The sequence below is a fragment of the Citrobacter sp. CK199 genome, assembly GCF_030333285.1.
In the GTDB taxonomy this organism is placed as follows: Bacteria; Pseudomonadota; Gammaproteobacteria; order Enterobacterales; family Enterobacteriaceae; genus Citrobacter_B; species Citrobacter_B koseri.
The window spans coordinates 549,858-566,842 of sequence record NZ_JAOWGF010000026.1 but is presented as its reverse complement, the minus strand read 5'-3'; the positions used below and the strand labels follow the sequence as shown (position 1 = coordinate 566,842).

17 protein-coding genes are annotated in these 16,985 nt (G+C 53.9%); 11 read left to right on the top strand and 6 right to left on the bottom strand.

Annotated elements, in window-relative coordinates:
• Positions 1-164: 164 nt before the first annotated feature.
• On the top strand, positions 165-1,610 hold the full coding sequence (gene tldD / locus OGX75_RS13785; protein ID WP_047460926.1) for a metalloprotease TldD: 1,446 nt from the start codon (positions 165-167) through the stop codon (positions 1,608-1,610).
• A gap of 102 nt (positions 1,611-1,712) precedes the next feature.
• Here tldD and aaeR read toward each other — a convergent pair whose 3' ends face one another.
• Positions 1,713-2,642: an HTH-type transcriptional activator AaeR gene (gene aaeR / locus OGX75_RS13780; protein WP_049010571.1), complete on the bottom strand. Its 930-nt coding sequence runs from the start codon at positions 2,640-2,642 to the stop codon at positions 1,713-1,715.
• Between the two features lie 183 nt (positions 2,643-2,825).
• Here aaeR and aaeX point away from each other — a divergent pair, with 183 nt between their 5' ends.
• The 5 genes from aaeX to OGX75_RS13755 all read left to right on the top strand — a co-directional run bounded on the left by aaeX (position 2,826) and on the right by OGX75_RS13755 (position 7,786).
• Positions 2,826-3,029, top strand: a complete 204-nt coding sequence (aaeX, locus tag OGX75_RS13775; protein WP_000051840.1) for a p-hydroxybenzoic acid efflux pump operon protein AaeX — start codon at positions 2,826-2,828, stop codon at positions 3,027-3,029.
• Between the two features lie 7 nt (positions 3,030-3,036).
• On the top strand, positions 3,037-3,969 hold the full coding sequence (gene aaeA / locus OGX75_RS13770; protein WP_012135375.1) for a p-hydroxybenzoic acid efflux pump subunit AaeA: 933 nt from the start codon (positions 3,037-3,039) through the stop codon (positions 3,967-3,969).
• 5 nt (positions 3,970-3,974) lie between these two features.
• Positions 3,975-5,942, top strand: a complete 1,968-nt coding sequence (aaeB, locus tag OGX75_RS13765) for a p-hydroxybenzoic acid efflux pump subunit AaeB (RefSeq protein ID WP_012135374.1) — start codon at positions 3,975-3,977, stop codon at positions 5,940-5,942.
• Positions 5,943-6,032: 90 nt separating this feature from the next.
• The gene (locus OGX75_RS13760; RefSeq protein WP_286451095.1) at positions 6,033-7,481 is read left to right on the top strand and encodes an NAD-dependent succinate-semialdehyde dehydrogenase; all 1,449 of its coding nucleotides are present in this window, start codon (positions 6,033-6,035) and stop codon (positions 7,479-7,481) included.
• 29 nt (positions 7,482-7,510) lie between these two features.
• On the top strand, positions 7,511-7,786 hold the full coding sequence (locus OGX75_RS13755; RefSeq protein ID WP_047460936.1) for a barstar family protein: 276 nt from the start codon (positions 7,511-7,513) through the stop codon (positions 7,784-7,786).
• Between the two features lie 61 nt (positions 7,787-7,847).
• On the opposite strand, the gene yhcN is transcribed toward OGX75_RS13755, so the two are convergent.
• Together yhcN and argR are read right to left on the bottom strand one after the other, a co-directional pair.
• Positions 7,848-8,111 (bottom strand): peroxide/acid stress response protein YhcN, encoded by a 264-nt coding sequence (gene yhcN, locus OGX75_RS13750; protein ID WP_012135371.1) that lies wholly within the window; start codon positions 8,109-8,111, stop codon positions 7,848-7,850.
• Positions 8,112-8,488: 377 nt separating this feature from the next.
• Positions 8,489-8,959 carry a transcriptional regulator ArgR gene (gene argR, locus OGX75_RS13745; RefSeq protein ID WP_012135369.1) on the bottom strand — a complete coding sequence of 157 codons (471 nt, stop codon included), beginning with the start codon at positions 8,957-8,959 and terminating at the stop codon, positions 8,489-8,491.
• A 436-nt stretch (positions 8,960-9,395) separates the two neighbouring features.
• On the opposite strand from argR, the gene mdh reads away from it, so the two are divergent.
• On the top strand, positions 9,396-10,334 hold the full coding sequence (gene mdh, locus OGX75_RS13740) for a malate dehydrogenase (RefSeq protein ID WP_012135368.1): 939 nt from the start codon (positions 9,396-9,398) through the stop codon (positions 10,332-10,334).
• A gap of 147 nt (positions 10,335-10,481) precedes the next feature.
• Here mdh and degS read toward each other — a convergent pair whose 3' ends face one another.
• From degS to zapG, 3 genes are all read right to left on the bottom strand, one after another.
• A complete protein-coding gene (gene degS / locus OGX75_RS13735; protein WP_012135367.1) occupies positions 10,482-11,549 on the bottom strand; it encodes an outer membrane-stress sensor serine endopeptidase DegS in 1,068 nt (355 codons plus the stop codon).
• Positions 11,550-11,640: 91 nt separating this feature from the next.
• Positions 11,641-13,008, bottom strand: a complete 1,368-nt coding sequence (gene degQ, locus OGX75_RS13730; RefSeq protein WP_049010581.1) for a serine endoprotease DegQ — start codon at positions 13,006-13,008, stop codon at positions 11,641-11,643.
• Between the two features lie 168 nt (positions 13,009-13,176).
• On the bottom strand, positions 13,177-13,575 hold the full coding sequence (gene zapG, locus OGX75_RS13725; RefSeq protein WP_042292056.1) for a Z-ring associated protein ZapG: 399 nt from the start codon (positions 13,573-13,575) through the stop codon (positions 13,177-13,179).
• Between the two features lie 192 nt (positions 13,576-13,767).
• On the opposite strand from zapG, the gene zapE reads away from it, so the two are divergent.
• From zapE to sspA, 4 genes are all read left to right on the top strand, one after another.
• Positions 13,768-14,892: a cell division protein ZapE gene (gene zapE / locus OGX75_RS13720; RefSeq protein ID WP_110493747.1), complete on the top strand. Its 1,125-nt coding sequence runs from the start codon at positions 13,768-13,770 to the stop codon at positions 14,890-14,892.
• Positions 14,893-15,194: 302 nt separating this feature from the next.
• Positions 15,195-15,623, top strand: coding sequence for a 50S ribosomal protein L13 (gene rplM, locus OGX75_RS13715; protein WP_000847556.1), 429 nt, complete (start codon positions 15,195-15,197; stop codon positions 15,621-15,623).
• 15 nt (positions 15,624-15,638) lie between these two features.
• Positions 15,639-16,031, top strand: a complete 393-nt coding sequence (gene rpsI, locus OGX75_RS13710) for a 30S ribosomal protein S9 (RefSeq protein WP_000829818.1) — start codon at positions 15,639-15,641, stop codon at positions 16,029-16,031.
• A gap of 315 nt (positions 16,032-16,346) precedes the next feature.
• Positions 16,347-16,985, top strand: coding sequence for a stringent starvation protein SspA (gene sspA / locus OGX75_RS13705; RefSeq protein WP_012135361.1), 639 nt, complete (start codon positions 16,347-16,349; stop codon positions 16,983-16,985).

Here is a 16,985-nt window from a genome sequence, read left to right as displayed (position 1 = left end):
CCCCAATCTCAGTAAATAGAAATGAATGACGAACTGCAAAAGCCGGATGGCGCTGCGCTTATCCGGCCTACATAACTTCTACCGCAGTCCGGCATTGAAGCGCCTGATGGCGACGCAGGCGCGTCTTATCAGGCCTACAACAGTAACTAACGAGTAGCAAAACGATGAGTCTGAACCTGGTAAGTGAACAATTGCTAGCGGCGAACGGCCTGAACCATCAGGATTTGTTTGCCATTCTGGGCCAACTGGCCGAACGCCGTCTCGATTACGGCGATCTCTATTTTCAGTCGAGCTATCACGAATCCTGGGTTTTAGAAGATCGCATCATCAAAGATGGTTCTTACAACATCGATCAGGGCGTTGGCGTGCGCGCTATCAATGGTGAAAAAACAGGGTTTGCCTATGCCGATCAGATCAGCCTGCAAGCGCTGGAGCAGAGCGCGCAGGCCGCGCGTACCATCGTGCGCGACAGCGGCGACGGCAAAGTAAAAACACTGGGCGCGGTAGAGCACCCGATGCTCTATACCGCCATTGACCCGCTACAGAGCATGAGCCGCGAAGAGAAACTCGACATTCTGCGTCGCGTGGACAAGGCGGCGCGTGAAGCCGACAAGCGCGTACAGGAAGTGACGGCCAGCCTGACCGGTGTGTATGAGCTGATTCTGGTGGCGGCGACCGACGGTACGCTGGCGGCGGATGTGCGCCCGCTGGTGCGTCTGTCTGTCAGCGTGCAGGTAGAGGAAGACGGTAAACGCGAGCGCGGCTCCAGCGGCGGCGGCGGTCGTTTTGGTTATGACTTTTTCTTAGGCGATTTGGACGGTGAAGTACGCGCCGATGCCTGGGCGAAAGAGGCGGTGCGCATGGCGCTGGTGAATCTGTCGGCGGTTGCCGCTCCGGCGGGAACATTACCCGTTGTGCTGGGCGCGGGCTGGCCTGGCGTGCTGCTGCACGAAGCGGTAGGCCACGGACTGGAAGGGGATTTCAACCGTCGCGGTACGTCGGTGTTCAGCGGCCATATCGGTGAACTGGTCGCGTCTGAACTGTGTACCGTGGTTGATGACGGCACGATCGCCGATCGCCGTGGTTCGGTCGCCATTGATGATGAAGGTACGCCGGGCCAGTACAATGTGTTGATTGAAAACGGCATCCTGAAAGGGTACATGCAGGATAAACTCAACGCGCGTCTGATGGGCGTTGCGCCGACCGGTAACGGACGTCGTGAATCATATGCGCATCTGCCGATGCCGCGTATGACCAACACCTATATGCTGGCCGGGAAATCCACGCCGCAGGAGATTATCGAGTCTGTGGAATACGGTATCTATGCGCCTAACTTTGGCGGCGGGCAGGTGGATATCACCTCCGGGAAGTTTGTGTTCTCGACTTCAGAAGCGTACCTGATCGAAAACGGTAAGGTGACGAAACCCGTGAAAGGGGCGACGCTGATTGGTTCTGGTATCGAAGCGATGCAGCAGATCTCTATGGTCGGGAACGATCTGAAACTGGATAACGGCGTTGGCGTCTGCGGTAAAGAAGGGCAGAGTCTTCCGGTAGGCGTGGGCCAACCGACGTTAAAAGTGGATAACCTGACCGTGGGCGGCACCGCGTAAAGTCGTTTTGTAGGCCCGATACGCCATTGCGTTATCGGGCATTTTGCCGGGCGCGGCGTGAACGCCTTATCCGGCCTGCCTGTTCTGTAGTCGGGCTGTTGATCACTTCTCTTTCCCTCGACCGTACATTCCCTGAAATAGCTGCGCGACATCGACAAAATAGTCTGTCAGATAGTTAATCACCACCTGCACCTTCAGCGGCAACTTATCTTTTTCGGTATACAGCGCGTAAACCGGGCGTGGATCGGACTGGTAGCGGGGCAGCAGGATCTCCAGCTCTCCGCTGTTGATCTCATTGATCACCCACATCAACGGAACGTAGGCGATCCCGGCGCCTGCGGTCAGCCAGCGGCTGAGCGTCATCGGATCGTTGGTGACGAAGCGCCCTTGTGGGATCAGCCGGGTGGAGATCCCTTCCGGCGCAATCAACTCAAACTCGTTATCCGGGCGCACGCTGTATTCCAGCCATGAGTGATTGCTGAGGTCGGCGGGTTTTTCCGGCACGCCAAATTGCGCGAGATAACTTTTGGCGGCGCACACCACCATCGGCATTGCCCCCAGACGGCGTGAAAACAGGCTGGAGTCCTGCAACGCACCGACGCGAATCACCACGTCCAGACCATCGGCGATCAGGTCCGGCGCCGGGATGCCGGTCACCAGGTTAACCGTCAGGCCAGGGTACTCTTTCAGCATTTTGGCCGTTAACCCGGCGAGGACATTTTGTGCCATGGTTGAAGAACAACCAATTCGCAAGGTGCCGATAGGCGTGTTGTTGAAGGCATAAAGCTGCTCATGGACATCCTGCACTTCGTGCAGCATCCGACGGCAACCCTGATAATAAATTTTACCGGCCTCGGTCAGCCCAATGCTGCGCGTACTGCGGTTTAGCAGCTTAACCTGTAGCTCATCTTCCAGTTTTGCCACGGTCTGGCTGATAGAGGAAACGCTCATTTGTAGCTGTCTGGCAGCGGCGGTAAAGGAGCCAAATTCAACGACTTTGGCGAACACCGACATGCGTTTTAATCTTTCCATTATTCACTCTGGCTTAAAAGTGATTTAGATCACATATTATAGATAACAGCATAACAGTTACGTTAATATATTATTATTCAAATAACCGCTATGCCGCTCTCGCCTGGCTTTCCACGCCCTTCCCTGCGGTGGCATTGGCTGAAAACTGTATCGCCTGCACTCTCTTTATAAATCAAGGTCAACATGAGTCTGTTTCCCGTTATCGTGGTGTTTGGTCTCTCCTTCCCACCGATATTTTTCGAATTGCTTTTGTCACTGGCGATTTTCTGGCTGGTGCGCCGGATGCTGGTTCCAACCGGCATTTATGACTTCGTCTGGCATCCGGCTCTGTTTAATACCGCGCTGTATTGCTGCCTGTTCTATTTAATATCGCGCTTGTTCGTTTGAGGTAGAAGTGAAAACACTAACAAGAAAACTCTCTCGTACGGCCATCACGCTCGTACTGGTCATTCTGGCCTTCATCGCAATTTTCCGTGCCTGGGTCTATTACACCGAGTCGCCGTGGACGCGTGACGCGCGCTTCAGTGCCGACGTGGTTGCCATTGCGCCAGACGTCGCGGGCCTTATCACCAACGTGAGTGTGCATGATAACCAGCTGGTGAAGAAAGACCAGATACTGTTCACCATCGATCAGCCGCGCTATAAAAAAGCCCTCGAAGAAGCGGAAGCTGATGTTGCCTACTACCAGGTGCTGGCACAGGAAAAACGTCAGGAGGCTGGCCGCCGTAACCGCCTTGGCGTCCAGGCGATGTCGCGTGAAGAGATCGATCAGGCCAATAACGTTCTGCAAACCGTATTACATCAGCTTGCCAAAGCGCAGGCGACGCGCGATCTGGCAAAATTAGACCTCGAACGTACCGTGATTCGCGCCCCTGCTGACGGTTGGGTCACCAACCTGAACGTCTACACCGGCGAGTTTATTACCCGTGGCTCAACGGCGGTTGCGTTGGTGAAACAGCACTCTTTCTACGTGCTGGCCTATATGGAAGAGACCAAACTGGAAGGCGTCCGTCCAGGCTATCGCGCAGAGATAACGCCGCTTGGCAGTAACAAGGTGTTGAAAGGCACCGTTGACAGCGTGGCGGCTGGGGTCACTAACGCCAGCAGCACGCGTGACGCCAAAGGGATGGCGACCATCGACTCCAATCTGGAGTGGGTACGTCTGGCGCAGCGTGTTCCGGTACGTATCCGTCTGGACGATCAGCAGGACAACCTGTGGCCTGCCGGGACAACCGCAACCGTTGTGATTACCGGCAAGCAGGATCGTGATGAAACGCAGGACTCCTTCTTCCGTAAAATGGCGCACCGTCTGCGCGAGTTTGGTTAATCACCATGGGTATCTTCTCCATTGCCAACCAGCATATCCGCTTTGCGGTAAAACTGGCATGCGCCATCGTCCTGGCGCTGTTTGTTGGCTTTCACTTTCAGCTTGAGACGCCGCGCTGGGCGGTGCTGACCGCCGCGATTGTCGCCGCAGGCCCGGCATTCGCCGCCGGTGGGGAACCCTATTCCGGCGCGATTCGCTATCGCGGGATGCTGCGTATCATCGGGACATTTATTGGCTGTATCGCCGCGCTGACCATTATCATCACCATGATTCGCGCGCCGTTATTAATGATTCTGGTGTGCTGTATCTGGGCGGGATTTTGTACCTGGATCTCCTCGCTGGTACGGGTTGAAAACTCCTATGCATGGGGGCTGTCCGGGTATACGGCGCTGATCATCGTCATTACCATTCAGGCGGAGCCACTACTGACGCCGCAGTTCGCGGTTGAACGTTGCAGCGAGATCGTGATTGGTATCGTCTGCGCTATTATGGCGGATCTGCTCTTTTCGCCGCGTTCAGTGAAACAGGAAGTGGATCGTGAAGTCGACGGCCTGCTGGTGGCGCAATACCAGCTGATGCAGCTGTGTATTAAGCACGGCGACAGTGAGGAAGTGGACAAAGCCTGGGGCGATCTGGTGCGGCGGACGGCGGCGCTGGAAGGCATGCGCAGCAATCTCAATATGGAGTCATCGCGCTGGGGGCGCGCCAACCGCCGCCTGAAAGCGCTGAATACGCTCTCGTTGACGCTGATCACCCAGTCCTGTGAAACATACCTGATTCAAAACACTCACCCGGAGTTGATCACCGACACTTTCCGCGAGCTGTTCGAAACGCCCGTCGAAACCGCGCAGGACGTACATAAACAGCTTAAGCGGATGCGCCGCATCATCGCCTGGACCGGCGAACGTGAAACGCCCGTAACCCTTTACACCTGGGCCGGTGCGGCGACGCGCTATCTGCTGCTAAAGCGCGGCGTGATTGGCAACGCCAAAATCAGCGTGACGGAAGAGGAAGTGTTGCAGGGCGAGCCCGTCGTGAAGGTGGAATCTGCCGAGCGCCATCACGCGATGGTTAACTTCTGGCGCACCACGCTGTCCTGTGTGCTGGGCACCTTATTCTGGCTGTGGACGGGCTGGACGTCGGGAAGTGGCGCGATGGTGATGATTGCGGTCGTCACGTCGCTGGCGATGCGCTTACCCAACCCGCGCATGGTCGCAATCGACTTTATTTACGGGACGCTGGCGGCGCTGCCGTTGGGTCTGCTCTATTTTTTAGTGATCATCCCGAATACGCAGCAAAGCATGTTGCTGCTGTGTCTGAGCCTGGCGGTGCTGGGATTCTTCCTCGGGATCGAAGTCCAGAAACGGCGGTTGGGTTCGATGGGGGCGCTGGCCAGTACCATTAACATCATCGTGCTGGACAACCCGATGACCTTCCACTTCAGCCAGTTCCTTGACAGCGCGCTCGGGCAGATTGTGGGGTGCATGATGGCGTTTATCGTCATTCTGTTAGTTCGTGATAATTCACGCGACAGAACCGGACGTGTGCTGCTTAACCAGTTCGTTTCCGCAGCGGTGTCTGCGATGACCACCAACGTTGTGCGCCGTAAAGAGAACCACCTTCCGGCGCTGTATCAGCAGTTGTTCTTGTTAATGAACAAATTCCCGGGCGACCTGCCGAAGTTTCGTCTGGCGCTGACGATGATCATTGCGCACCAACGTCTGCGTGATGCGCCCATCCCGGTCAATCATGATTTATCTGCTTTTCACCGCCAGCTCCGGCGTACGGCCGATCATGTGATTTCAGCCGGAAATGACGATAAGCGTCGGCGCTACTTTGGACAACTGCTGGATGAGCTTGATGTCTATCAGGAAAAATTGCGAGTCTGGGAAGCGCCGCCACGGGTGACGGAGCCGGTAAAACGACTATCTGGCATGTTGCACAAATATCAGCACGCCTTGACGGATAACTAACACTCAGGAGCCGACGCCAAAAGCGTCGGTTTTTTTGTGGCTATACTTATCTGACGTGCGGAAAACATGACATCAGGAGGAGAAAGAACCATGCAAACGCTCCAGGACAACGAACTTTTTCAGACGGGATATCTGGTTGATGGACTTTGGAAAACGCTGGATAACACCTTCGATGTTCTTAATCCGGCAACCGGTGAAACGATAGCCGCCGTCGCCAAAGCCGGTAAAAAAGAGACCGAAGAGGCGATTGCGGCGGCGGCAAAAGCCTTCCCTGCCTGGCGGGCCAAAACGGCAAAAGAGCGCTCGGCCATTCTGTATCGCTGGTATGAACTGATCATTGAGCATAAATCCTGGCTGGGCCGTCTGATGACCACTGAGCAGGGGAAGCCGTTGAAAGAGGCGGAAGGCGAAGTGGAGTACGCCGCCAGTTTCATCCAGTGGTTTGCTGAACAGGCCAAGCGGGCGAATGGTGAAATAATCCCGCCGATCAAACCCGGATCGCGGATCTTTGCCACCCGTGAACCGATTGGCGTCGTGGCGGCGATTACGCCGTGGAACTTCCCGATGGCAATGTTGACCCGTAAATTAGGCCCGGCGCTGGCGGCAGGCTGTACGGGGGTCATTAAACCGGCGAATAACACGCCGCTTAGCGCATTCGCCCTACTGACGCTGGCGAAGAAAGCTGGCGTACCTGACGGCGTGTTGAACGCCGTCGCGGGCAATACCCCAGAGATCAGCGACGCCATTATGGTCAGCCACGAGGTGCGCAAAATCTCCTTTACCGGATCGACCGCCGTTGGGAAAACGCTGGTGCGTAATGCGGCTGACACGATGAAGAAAGTCTCGATGGAACTGGGGGGCAATGCGCCGTATATCGTGTTTGACGATGCGGATATTGACGCTGCGGTACAGGGGGCGATCGCCAATAAATTCCGCAACGCGGGGCAGGTGTGCGTCAGCGTTAACCGTTTCTATATCCATGAGTCGGTCTATGACGAATTTACCCGCAAGCTGGCGGATGCCGTACAAAAACTGAAGGTCGGAAATGGTCTGGAGGAGGGCGTGATCGTCGGCCCGCTGATTGAACCGGCGGCTGTCGATAAAGTGCGTGAGCACGTTGAGGACGCTATCGCAAAAGGGGCGAAGGTGCTGGCAGGCGCTAAAGCGCATTCGTTAGGCGGGAATTTCTGGCAGCCCACCGTACTGGGCGACTGTAGCGATGGGATGAAACTGGCCAGTGAAGAGACCTTCGGGCCGGTCGCGGCCTGCTTTCGTTTTACCAGTGAAGACGAGGTCATTCAGCGCGCCAACAATACGCCGTTTGGCCTGGCGGCTTACTTCTACACGCAAAATTTACAACGCGTATTCCGTGTTTCCCAGGCGATTGAAAGCGGCATGATTGGGATTAATGAATGCGCCGTATCAACCGAGCTGGGGCCATTTGGCGGGGTGAAAGAGTCGGGTCTGGGACGTGAAGGATCGGTGCTGGGGCTTGAAGAGTTTCTGGAAGTGAAGACCCTGCACATCGGCGGCCTGTAATGTGACTGCGTCGGGGATGGTGGCTGGCTATGAACATCTATACCTTTGATTTTGATGAAATAGAAGACCAGAACGATTTTTACCGCGAGTTTACGCGGATGTTTGGCCTTGCCAGAGAGAAAGTCGGCGATCTTGATTCTCTATGGGATACTCTCATGAGCGAGGTGCTGCCATTGCCGCTGGAGATTGAGTTTGTTCATCTGCCGGAAAAACTGCGCAGGCGCTACGGCGCGTTGATTTTGCTGTTTGATGAAGCAGAAGAGGAACTGGAAGGACAGCTGCGGTTTAATGTTCGCCATTCGTGACGACAAACATAAAAAAGCCCCCGGCAGTCGGGGGCAAGTCGTCGGACTAGACGACGAGGGTTTATTTGTAAAGTTCTGCCGTAGCGTGCCAGTTGTCACCGCTACGTGCTTCAGTAATCTGATAGGCGGATGCGCCGTTTGCTTCTGCTTTTTTGTTCAGCATTTCATGCATATCCATCGGGGAAGAACCGATAGCGCTTACGGAAACAGAGCCGATAGCCTGACGGCCTTGCGCTTGTTCTGCGTTGATGGATTCGGCTGCGAATGCGCCAAAAGAGAGAACGGACAGAACGCTTAATGCTGCAACAGTAGTTTTGATTTTCATGATTTTTACCTCGTCGAATTCTTTTATTAGGGTCTGTGTTTCGTGACCCTCATCACAAAATCAAGTATACACTAATCACGCGATTAATTAATACCACGCTAATGGTTTCATGGGTTATTGTGTGTTAATGATTTGTTTTTTTATAACCGTATGGAATTAAAAACGTGTTAAAAAGCATGCTGTTAAGATTAAATTCAATAAAATCATAAGGATATGAAATTTTGCAATTTGTGCGTTTTTTCCAATGCACATTCACCATGTAAATGATTTTTGACGGTTAAACGCACTATTTGTTAAATGACAGGCAGTGGAAAATGACGGCGGAAGAGGTGGCGGCAGGTTTTTTCCCCGTCGCGCTTAACGACGGGGAGAAGGGATTACAGCTCTTGTTCGAACAGTTCCAGAATGGCTTCGTACAGATCTTTCACCGTAAAGCCATTCGCGGGAGTGGTGAAAATGGTGTCGTCACCGGCAATGGTCCCGAGGATGCCTTCCGCTTTCCCCAGCGAGTCCAGCAGACGCGCGATCAGCTGTGCGGCGCCAGGACTGGTATGGATCACCACAACAGCATCGTTGTAGTCGATATCTAACACCAGATTCTTTAAAGGGCTGGAGGTGGTTGGCACGCCTAGCTCAGCCGGGAGACAGTAGACCATCTCCATTTTTGCGTTGCGGGTACGCACCGCGCCGAACTTGGTCAGCATGCGCGAGACCTTGGACTGGTTGATGTTATCAAAGCCCTGATCCTGTAACGCGAGGACGATTTCGCCCTGTGAACTGAATTTTTCTTCTTTGAGTAGCGCTTTGAACGCCTTGACTAATTCTTCTTGTTTAGCCGAGCTTCGCATAAGTCACCCGTAATATGAGGATGGAAACAACATTATTATGCATACAGATGAATTTTTATGCAAACAGTCTGCCTCACCGGAGGCTGAAATAATGTTATGAAAGAGCGGAATTCTATCAAATTCCGTTATCAAGAAACATGCCTGCGTCACGGCGCGCAAATAAGCTTAAAAGTAAATTAAATGTTATCAAATTGATGTTGTTTTGGAGGGGCAGTAGAGTATATTGTCAGCACCTGTTGGAAAGTTGTTCTGTGGTTCAGGCGCTTTTGAATTACGTAAATTAGCTTTTCTATTACGTAAGTTAAATGCATAAAAGCCAAATTTGCGTGACTACGCATTCTTGACGCGTGGTGGTTGTATTCATTGGATTTGTGAATTATGGTCGCCGCCGCGGAGCAACAAACACTTAGCTTATCAATATAATAAGGAGTTTAGGATGAAAGTCGCAGTCCTCGGCGCTGCCGGCGGTATCGGCCAGGCGCTTGCACTACTGTTAAAAACCCAACTGCCTTCAGGTTCAGAACTCTCCCTGTACGACATCGCTCCAGTGACCCCAGGTGTGGCCGTTGACTTGAGCCATATCCCTACAGCAGTAAAAATCAAAGGTTTCTCCGGCGAAGACGCGACCCCGGCGCTTGAAGGCGCAGACGTCGTACTGATCTCGGCTGGCGTGGCGCGTAAACCGGGTATGGATCGTTCCGACCTGTTTAACGTCAACGCAGGTATCGTGAAGAACCTGGTACAACAGATCGCAACGACCTGTCCGAAAGCCTGTGTGGGCATCATCACCAACCCGGTGAACACTACCGTCGCTATCGCTGCTGAAGTGCTGAAAAAAGCCGGCGTTTACGACAAGAACAAACTGTTTGGCGTGACCACGCTGGACATCATCCGCTCCAACACCTTTGTCGCGGAACTGAAAGGCAAACTGCCGACCGACGTTGAAGTTCCGGTTATCGGCGGTCACTCTGGCGTGACCATTCTGCCGCTGCTGTCGCAGATCCCGGGCGTCAGCTTCACCGAGCAGGAAGTGGCTGACCTGACCAAACGTATCCAGAATGCGGGTACGGAAGTGGTTGAAGCGAAGGCTGGCGGCGGATCGGCAACCCTGTCTATGGGTCAGGCTGCTGCGCGCTTTGGTCTTTCTCTGGTGCGCGCGCTGCAAGGCGAGAAGGACGTGGTGGAATGTGCCTACGTTGAAGGTGACGGCCAGTATGCGCGTTTCTTCTCTCAGCCGTTGCTGCTGGGTAAAAACGGCGTGGAAGAGCGCAAGTCTATCGGCAAACTGAGCGCGTTTGAACAGAATGCGCTGGAAGGTATGCTGGATACGCTGAAAAAAGATATCGCCCTGGGCGAAGAGTTCGTTAACAAGTAAGCGCTTTTGTGCAGGCCGGATAAGACGCGTTTGCGTCGCTGTCAGGCCTGGCGATAATGCCGGATGGCGGTGTAAACACCTTATCCGGCCTACAAGTTAACCGAGACACAGTAAAAAACCGGAGATGACTCCGGTTTTTTTATTACGTTAATTTGTCGCCGGGTATTCCTGAATGGTGACCTGGAGCGTCAGCTTTTTATCGTCACGCATCACAATCACCGGGATCACCGAACCTGGACGTATTTCAGCAACCTGATCCATGGTCTCCAGAGCGGAAACGGCAGGTTTGTTGTTGACTGAAATGATCACATCATTGACCTGAATACCCGCCTGCGCAGCCGGGCCGTCCGGCGACACTTCATTGACCACAATCCCCTGGATTTGATCCATTCCGGCGCCCTGCGCATGCAGCGGCGCGATTTCTCGCCCACCGATGCCGATATAACCGCGAATCACGCGACCATCGCGGATCAGCTTATCCATAATCTTGGTCGCTAACTGGAACGGGATTGCAAAACCGATCCCTTCCGGCGTCTCGCCGTCGTTACTCTTATCAAATGACAGGGTGTTAATGCCCATCAGTTCGCCCAGCGAGTTAACCAGCGCTCCGCCGGAGTTACCGTGGTTGATGGAGGCGTCCGTTTGCAGGAAGTTTTGTCGTCCGGTCGGGTTCAGACCGATACGCCCGGTGGCGCTGATGATCCCCTGAGTAATGGTCTGCCCCAGGTTATACGGGTTGCCGATGGCCAGAACCACATCACCAATATGCGGTGAGCGTTTCGTGTTGATCGGGATTGTCGGCAGACCACCCGTGGCATTAATCTTTAACACCGCCAGATCCGTCAGCGTATCCGAACCAACCAGCAGCGCTTCAAACACGCGTCCATCCTGTAGGGCGACGATGATCTGATCCGCATCGTTGATCACATGCTTATTGGTGATGATGTAACCGCGCTGATCCATGATCACGCCCGATCCCAACGTGCGGATCTCAAGCTGATTATGCGTGGTGCTGTTCATACTGCGGTTATAAACGTTGACGACGGCAGGCGCGGCGCGGCGAACCGCCGAATTATAGCTGGCTGGCGTCTCATCCGCGCTGTCGAATTGCGGTGTGGTCAGGGTATTTATTTTGCGCAGCGAGGGCATGGCCGCCAACAGAATGGCACCCACAATAAGACCAATTGCGACCGAACGTAAGATCTTCACAAACATGATGGAGGCGTCATTAAAAAAGGGAACGGCAGCAGCATACCACGAGTTAACCGGACATCGCACGCGGGGCTGATGTCCGGTTAACGATGACTTAACGCAGGAGCAGGTAAATGTTCTCGTTACCGCGTACGACCTGTAGCGCAATAATCGACGGTTTCGCTTCCAGCACTTTGCGCATTTCCGCAATCGAGTGCACGCGATCGCGGTTAACGCTAATGATCACGTCATCTTTGTGCAAACCGGCCTGGGCGGCGGGACTGCTTTTTTCAACGTTATCAATTTTGATGCCTTTATTGCCGTCTTTTAACTGACCATCGCTCAGCGTTGCGCCCTGCAATGCCGGGGCGATCATCTCCGCGCTGGCGGAGGATGACGTGCTGGTGTCGAGGGTGACTTCGACTTCCAGCGGTTTGCCGTCGCGTAACAGACCGAGCTTCACTTTCGTGCCGGGTTCCGTCGTTGCGATGCGTGAGCGCAGTTCGGCAAAGCTGCTCAGCGGCTTGCCGTTGAGACTGGTGATCACGTCGCCGGATTTCACACCCGCTTTCGCGGAACCTGAACCCGGGAGCACTTCGCTGATGAACGCCCCGCGCTGTACATCCAGCTTGAAGGCTTTGGCGATATCGGCGGTCAATTCCATGCCTTTAATTCCCAGCAGGCCGCGTTTAATTTCACCAAACTGAATCAGCTGTTGCGCCAGCGTGCGCGCCATATTACTCGGAATCGCAAACCCAATGCCGATGCTACCGCCGCCAGGTGCCAGAATAGCGGTGTTGATGCCGATCAGCTCGCCGTTGAGATTCAGCAGCGCGCCGCCGGAGTTGCCGCGGTTAATCGAGGCGTCGGTCTGAATAAAGTTTTCCAGCCCTTCCAGATTCAGCCCGCTCCGGCCAAGCGCGGAGACAATGCCGGAGGTGGCGGTTTGCCCCAGACCAAACGGGTTGCCTACCGCGACGGCAAAGTCGCCGACGCGCAGTTTGTCGGAGTCGGCGATGGCGATTTGCGTCAGGTTGCTGGCGTTCTGGATTTGCAGCAGCGCGATGTCGCTCTGGTCGTCGCTGCCGATCAGTTTAGCGTCAAACTCGCGTCCGTCATTTAACTGAACGCTGATCTTCTGTGCCTGATTAATGACATGGTTATTGGTCAGAACGTAGCCTTTGGCGGCGTCAATGATGACGCCCGACCCCAGCCCTTCGAACGGCTGAGAGGGTTGATCAGGCAACTCGTCGCCAAAAAACTTTTTAAACTCTTCTGGAACCTTCTGGCTTTGGGTCGCGGTTCCCTCAACCTTCACGCTAATCACGGCCGGCAGCACTTTTTCCAGCATTGGCGCGAGACTAGGGAGCGCCGCCTGACCGGGAATCTGCGCGGGTATCGATGCGACGGCCTGAAACGGTGCCGAGAGCGTTAACCCGACACTTAACGCTAATGCACTTAACAACGGGATTTGTTTTTTCATGGAGCCTGCTCTCGTACCTTGAGTGAACGGAAAGACGATTCAAAACAGTTTGATGTTATTGAATTTTCGGCCTGGTAACAATGAGGTTAATGACTAAATAATAGCTGGGACAGGAGAGAAGAGACGGGCGCAACCGCTGCGCCCGAAAAATTTCTTAACGATGTGCGATTAGTCGCGTTTTGCGCCACTACGCAGCAGGCCGGAAGCGCCTTCGGAATAGTCACGCGGCATCTGGACCGGCGCCTGATCGTTACTGGCTTCAGACTCCGCCAGACGGTTACGGAACGGGTTCGATTCCGCAGACAGTTCCGGCAGCAGGCTGCTGGAGCTTTTCGCCATGTGCTGATACAGCTGACGATAATCATGCGCCATGGTATCCAGCAGCTCGGCGCTGCGGGCAAAGTGGCTGACCAGCTCTTCACGATACTCTTCCAGCTCAGCTTTATTCTTTTCCAGTTCGTACTGCAATGCCTGCTGTTGGCGTAATTTACGATTACCAAAACGCATGGCTACGGCACCAATGATGATACCGACGACTAACCCAATTAGCGCATATTCCCAGGTCATGAACATCTCCCGTTGTCTTTTGTTTCCGTAGGGTGTTGGCTTTAGGCTCCATGCCTGCGCCTGATTATGCCACTATAACCGCTAATCCCGTAGAAGTGGAATCCCGTGTTTATATCACGTAATGTAGAACGGCCTTTTTTTCGTCAGCCGTGAACGTCGGCACATCGATTTTCAAGGAATAACAATAACATCATGCAAAGCATTTCCCCCACATCGCGTTACCTTCAGGCCCTCAACGATGGCAGCCATCAACCCGACGACGTGCAAAAAGATGCGGTCAACCGACTGGAGTCGATTTACCAGGCGCTGATCGCCAAAACGCCTCCGGCGCCGCAAACCGGCGGACTGATGGCCCGTTTCGGTAAACTGCTTGGCAAACGTGAACCGTCAGCGAATGCGCCGGTGCGTGGTCTGTATATGTGGGGCGGGGTCGGGCGAGGGAAAACCTGGCTGATGGATCTCTTCTATCATAGTCTGCCGGGCGAGCGGAAACAGCGTCTGCATTTCCACCGCTTTATGCTGCGCGTGCATGAGGAGCTAACGGCGCTACAGGGGCAGACCGACCCGCTGGAGATTATTGCCGACCGTTTCAAAGCCGAAACGGATGTGCTCTGCTTTGATGAGTTTTTTGTTTCCGACATCACCGACGCGATGCTGCTTGGCGGCTTAATGAAAGCGCTGTTTGCCCGCGGCATTACCCTGGTGGCGACCTCGAACATCCCGCCGGATGAGCTGTACCGCAATGGCCTGCAACGTACCCGCTTCCTTCCGGCTATCGACGCTATCAAAGCGCATTGCGACATTATGAATGTGGATGCCGGGGTGGATTATCGTCTGCGCACGCTGACGCAGGCGCATTTGTGGCTCTCGCCGCGTAATGACGAAACGCAGCAACAGATGGATAAACTCTGGCTGGCGCTGGCCGGTGCGAAACGTGAGAATGCGCCAACGCTGGAGGTGAATCATCGTCCGTTACCGACGATGGGGGTGGAAAACCAGACGCTGGCGGTCTCCTTCATCACCTTATGCGTGGACGCTCGCAGCCAGCATGACTATATTGCGCTGTCGCGCCTGTTCCACACGGTTCTGCTGTTTGATGTACCGGTCATGACGCCGCTGATGGAAAGCGAAGCGCGCCGTTTTATCGCGCTGGTGGATGAATTCTACGAGCGCCATGTGAAGCTGGTGGTGAGCGCCGACGCGCCTTTATATGAGATCTATCAGGGCGAACGCCTGAAGTTTGAGTTCCAGCGCTGTTTGTCGCGTTTGCAGGAGATGCAGAGCGAGGAGTATCTGAAACGCTCGCATATGCCGTAGGCCGGATAAGGCGTTTCGCCGCCATCCGGCGCAGGTTGCCTGGTGACGCTTCGCTTATCAGACCGGCAGAAATGCCCCGCACAAAACCCATTGCAAATCACAAAAAGGGGTCGATCTTTGCCCCTGACTTCTCTATAATCCTGCGACCCCACGTTACAAGAAAGTTTTTTTCCCAAAACTTTTTGTGTGCTGGCATTGGCTATTCGAAGGGGTAGGTTTGCCGGACTTTGTCGTGTGAACCTCAACAATTGAAAACGTTTGGGTGTTCACCAACGTGTAACTATCTATTGGGTAAGCTTTTAATGAAAACTTTTACAGCTAAACCAGAAACCGTAAAACGCGACTGGTACGTTGTTGACGCGACCGGTAAAACTCTGGGCCGTCTGGCTACTGAACTGGCTCTTCGCCTGCGCGGTAAGCACAAAGCGGAATACACTCCGCACGTCGATACCGGTGATTACATCATCGTTCTGAACGCTGACAAAGTTGCTGTAACCGGCAACAAGCGTACTGACAAAGTGTACTATCACCACACCGGTCACATCGGTGGTATCAAACAAGCGACCTTTGAAGAGATGATTGCTCGCCGTCCTGAGCGTGTGATTGAAATCGCGGTTAAAGGCATGCTGCCAAAAGGCCCGCTGGGTCGTGCTATGTTCCGTAAACTGAAAGTTTACGCTGGCAACGAGCACAACCACGCGGCACAGCAACCGCAAGTTCTTGACATCTAATCGGGATTATAGGCAATGGCTGAAAATCAATACTACGGCACTGGTCGCCGCAAAAGTTCCGCAGCTCGCGTGTTCATCAAACCGGGCAACGGCAAAATCGTTATCAACCAACGTTCTCTGGAACAGTACTTCGGTCGTGAAACTGCCCGCATGGTAGTTCGTCAGCCGCTGGAACTGGTCGACATGGTTGAGAAACTGGATCTGTACATCACTGTTAAAGGTGGTGGTATCTCTGGTCAGGCTGGTGCGATCCGTCACGGTATCACCCGCGCTCTGATGGAGTACGACGAGTCTCTGCGTTCTGAACTGCGTAAAGCTGGCTTCGTTACTCGTGACGCTCGTCAGGTTGAACGTAAGAAAGTCGGTCTGCGTAAAGCACGTCGTCGTCCGCAGTTCTCCAAACGTTAATGGGTTTCTGCTCCGGCAGATTACCATTGGCGAAAAAACCCGCTTCGGCGGGTTTTTTTATGGAAAAAATGCGCGTGTGTCCAAAGTAATCCTCTGATTGCCACCTCTTTTTCCCCATTTCCAGAATCGACTCACCACAAAGGTCACAAAATCTGGTAAACTATCATCCAATTTTCTGCCCAAATAACGGGTATTGTTCATTTTTTGTTTGCTTTTTGAACAATGATGACTTTTCCGCAGGCGGGTGACATAACTTCTGGCTGGCCACGCGGTGGCTGGTAGCAGTAAAAATTCTGAATATACCTGGAGGTTTTCATGGCTGTCGCTGCCAACAAACGTTCGGTAATGACGCTGTTTTCTGGTCCTACTGACATCTATAGCCATCAGGTCCGCATTGTGCTGGCGGAGAAAGGTGTTAGTTTCGAGATCGAGCATGTGGAGAAGGATAACCCACCTCAGGATCTGATTGACCTCAACCCGAGTCAGAGCGTACCGACCCTGGTGGATCGTGAGCTGACCCTGTGGGAATCTCGCATCATTATGGAATACCTGGATGAGCGTTTCCCTCATCCGCCGCTGATGCCGGTTTACCCGGTTGCGCGTGGCGAAAGCCGCCTGTACATGCACCGTATCGAAAAAGACTGGTACACGCTGATGAACGTCATCGTGAACGGGTCCGCTTCTGAAGCTGACGTTGCGCGTAAACAACTGCGTGAAGAGTTGCAGGCGATTGCGCCTGTGTTTGGTCAAAAACCGTATTTCCTGAGCGATGAGTTCAGCCTGGTTGATTGCTATCTGGCGCCGCTGCTGTGGCGTTTGCCGCAACTGGGTATTGAGTTCAGCGGTGCGGGCGCTAAAGAGCTGAAAGGCTATATGACCCGCGTCTTTGAACGTGACTCGTTCCTCGCTTCTTTAACTGAAGCTGAACGTGAAATGCGCCTCGGTCGGGGTTAA

Excerpts from the sequence above, each read along its gene's own strand:
- tldD (WP_047460926.1), top strand. The coding sequence starts at position 165 with ATGAGTCTGAACCTGGTAAGTGAACAATTGCTAGCGGCGAACGGCCTG.
- aaeR (WP_049010571.1), bottom strand. The coding sequence starts at position 2,642 with ATGGAAAGATTAAAACGCATGTCGGTGTTCGCCAAAGTCGTTGAATTT.
- aaeX (WP_000051840.1), top strand. The coding sequence starts at position 2,826 with ATGAGTCTGTTTCCCGTTATCGTGGTGTTTGGTCTCTCCTTCCCACCG.
- aaeB (WP_012135374.1), top strand. The coding sequence starts at position 3,975 with ATGGGTATCTTCTCCATTGCCAACCAGCATATCCGCTTTGCGGTAAAA.
- OGX75_RS13760 (WP_286451095.1), top strand. The coding sequence starts at position 6,033 with ATGCAAACGCTCCAGGACAACGAACTTTTTCAGACGGGATATCTGGTT.
- OGX75_RS13755 (WP_047460936.1), top strand. The coding sequence starts at position 7,511 with ATGAACATCTATACCTTTGATTTTGATGAAATAGAAGACCAGAACGAT.
- yhcN (WP_012135371.1), bottom strand. The coding sequence starts at position 8,111 with ATGAAAATCAAAACTACTGTTGCAGCATTAAGCGTTCTGTCCGTTCTC.
- argR (WP_012135369.1), bottom strand. The coding sequence starts at position 8,959 with ATGCGAAGCTCGGCTAAACAAGAAGAATTAGTCAAGGCGTTCAAAGCG.
- mdh (WP_012135368.1), top strand. The coding sequence starts at position 9,396 with ATGAAAGTCGCAGTCCTCGGCGCTGCCGGCGGTATCGGCCAGGCGCTT.
- degS (WP_012135367.1), bottom strand. The coding sequence starts at position 11,549 with ATGTTTGTGAAGATCTTACGTTCGGTCGCAATTGGTCTTATTGTGGGT.
- degQ (WP_049010581.1), bottom strand. The coding sequence starts at position 13,008 with ATGAAAAAACAAATCCCGTTGTTAAGTGCATTAGCGTTAAGTGTCGGG.
- zapG (WP_042292056.1), bottom strand. The coding sequence starts at position 13,575 with ATGACCTGGGAATATGCGCTAATTGGGTTAGTCGTCGGTATCATCATT.
- zapE (WP_110493747.1), top strand. The coding sequence starts at position 13,768 with ATGCAAAGCATTTCCCCCACATCGCGTTACCTTCAGGCCCTCAACGAT.
- rplM (WP_000847556.1), top strand. The coding sequence starts at position 15,195 with ATGAAAACTTTTACAGCTAAACCAGAAACCGTAAAACGCGACTGGTAC.
- rpsI (WP_000829818.1), top strand. The coding sequence starts at position 15,639 with ATGGCTGAAAATCAATACTACGGCACTGGTCGCCGCAAAAGTTCCGCA.
- sspA (WP_012135361.1), top strand. The coding sequence starts at position 16,347 with ATGGCTGTCGCTGCCAACAAACGTTCGGTAATGACGCTGTTTTCTGGT.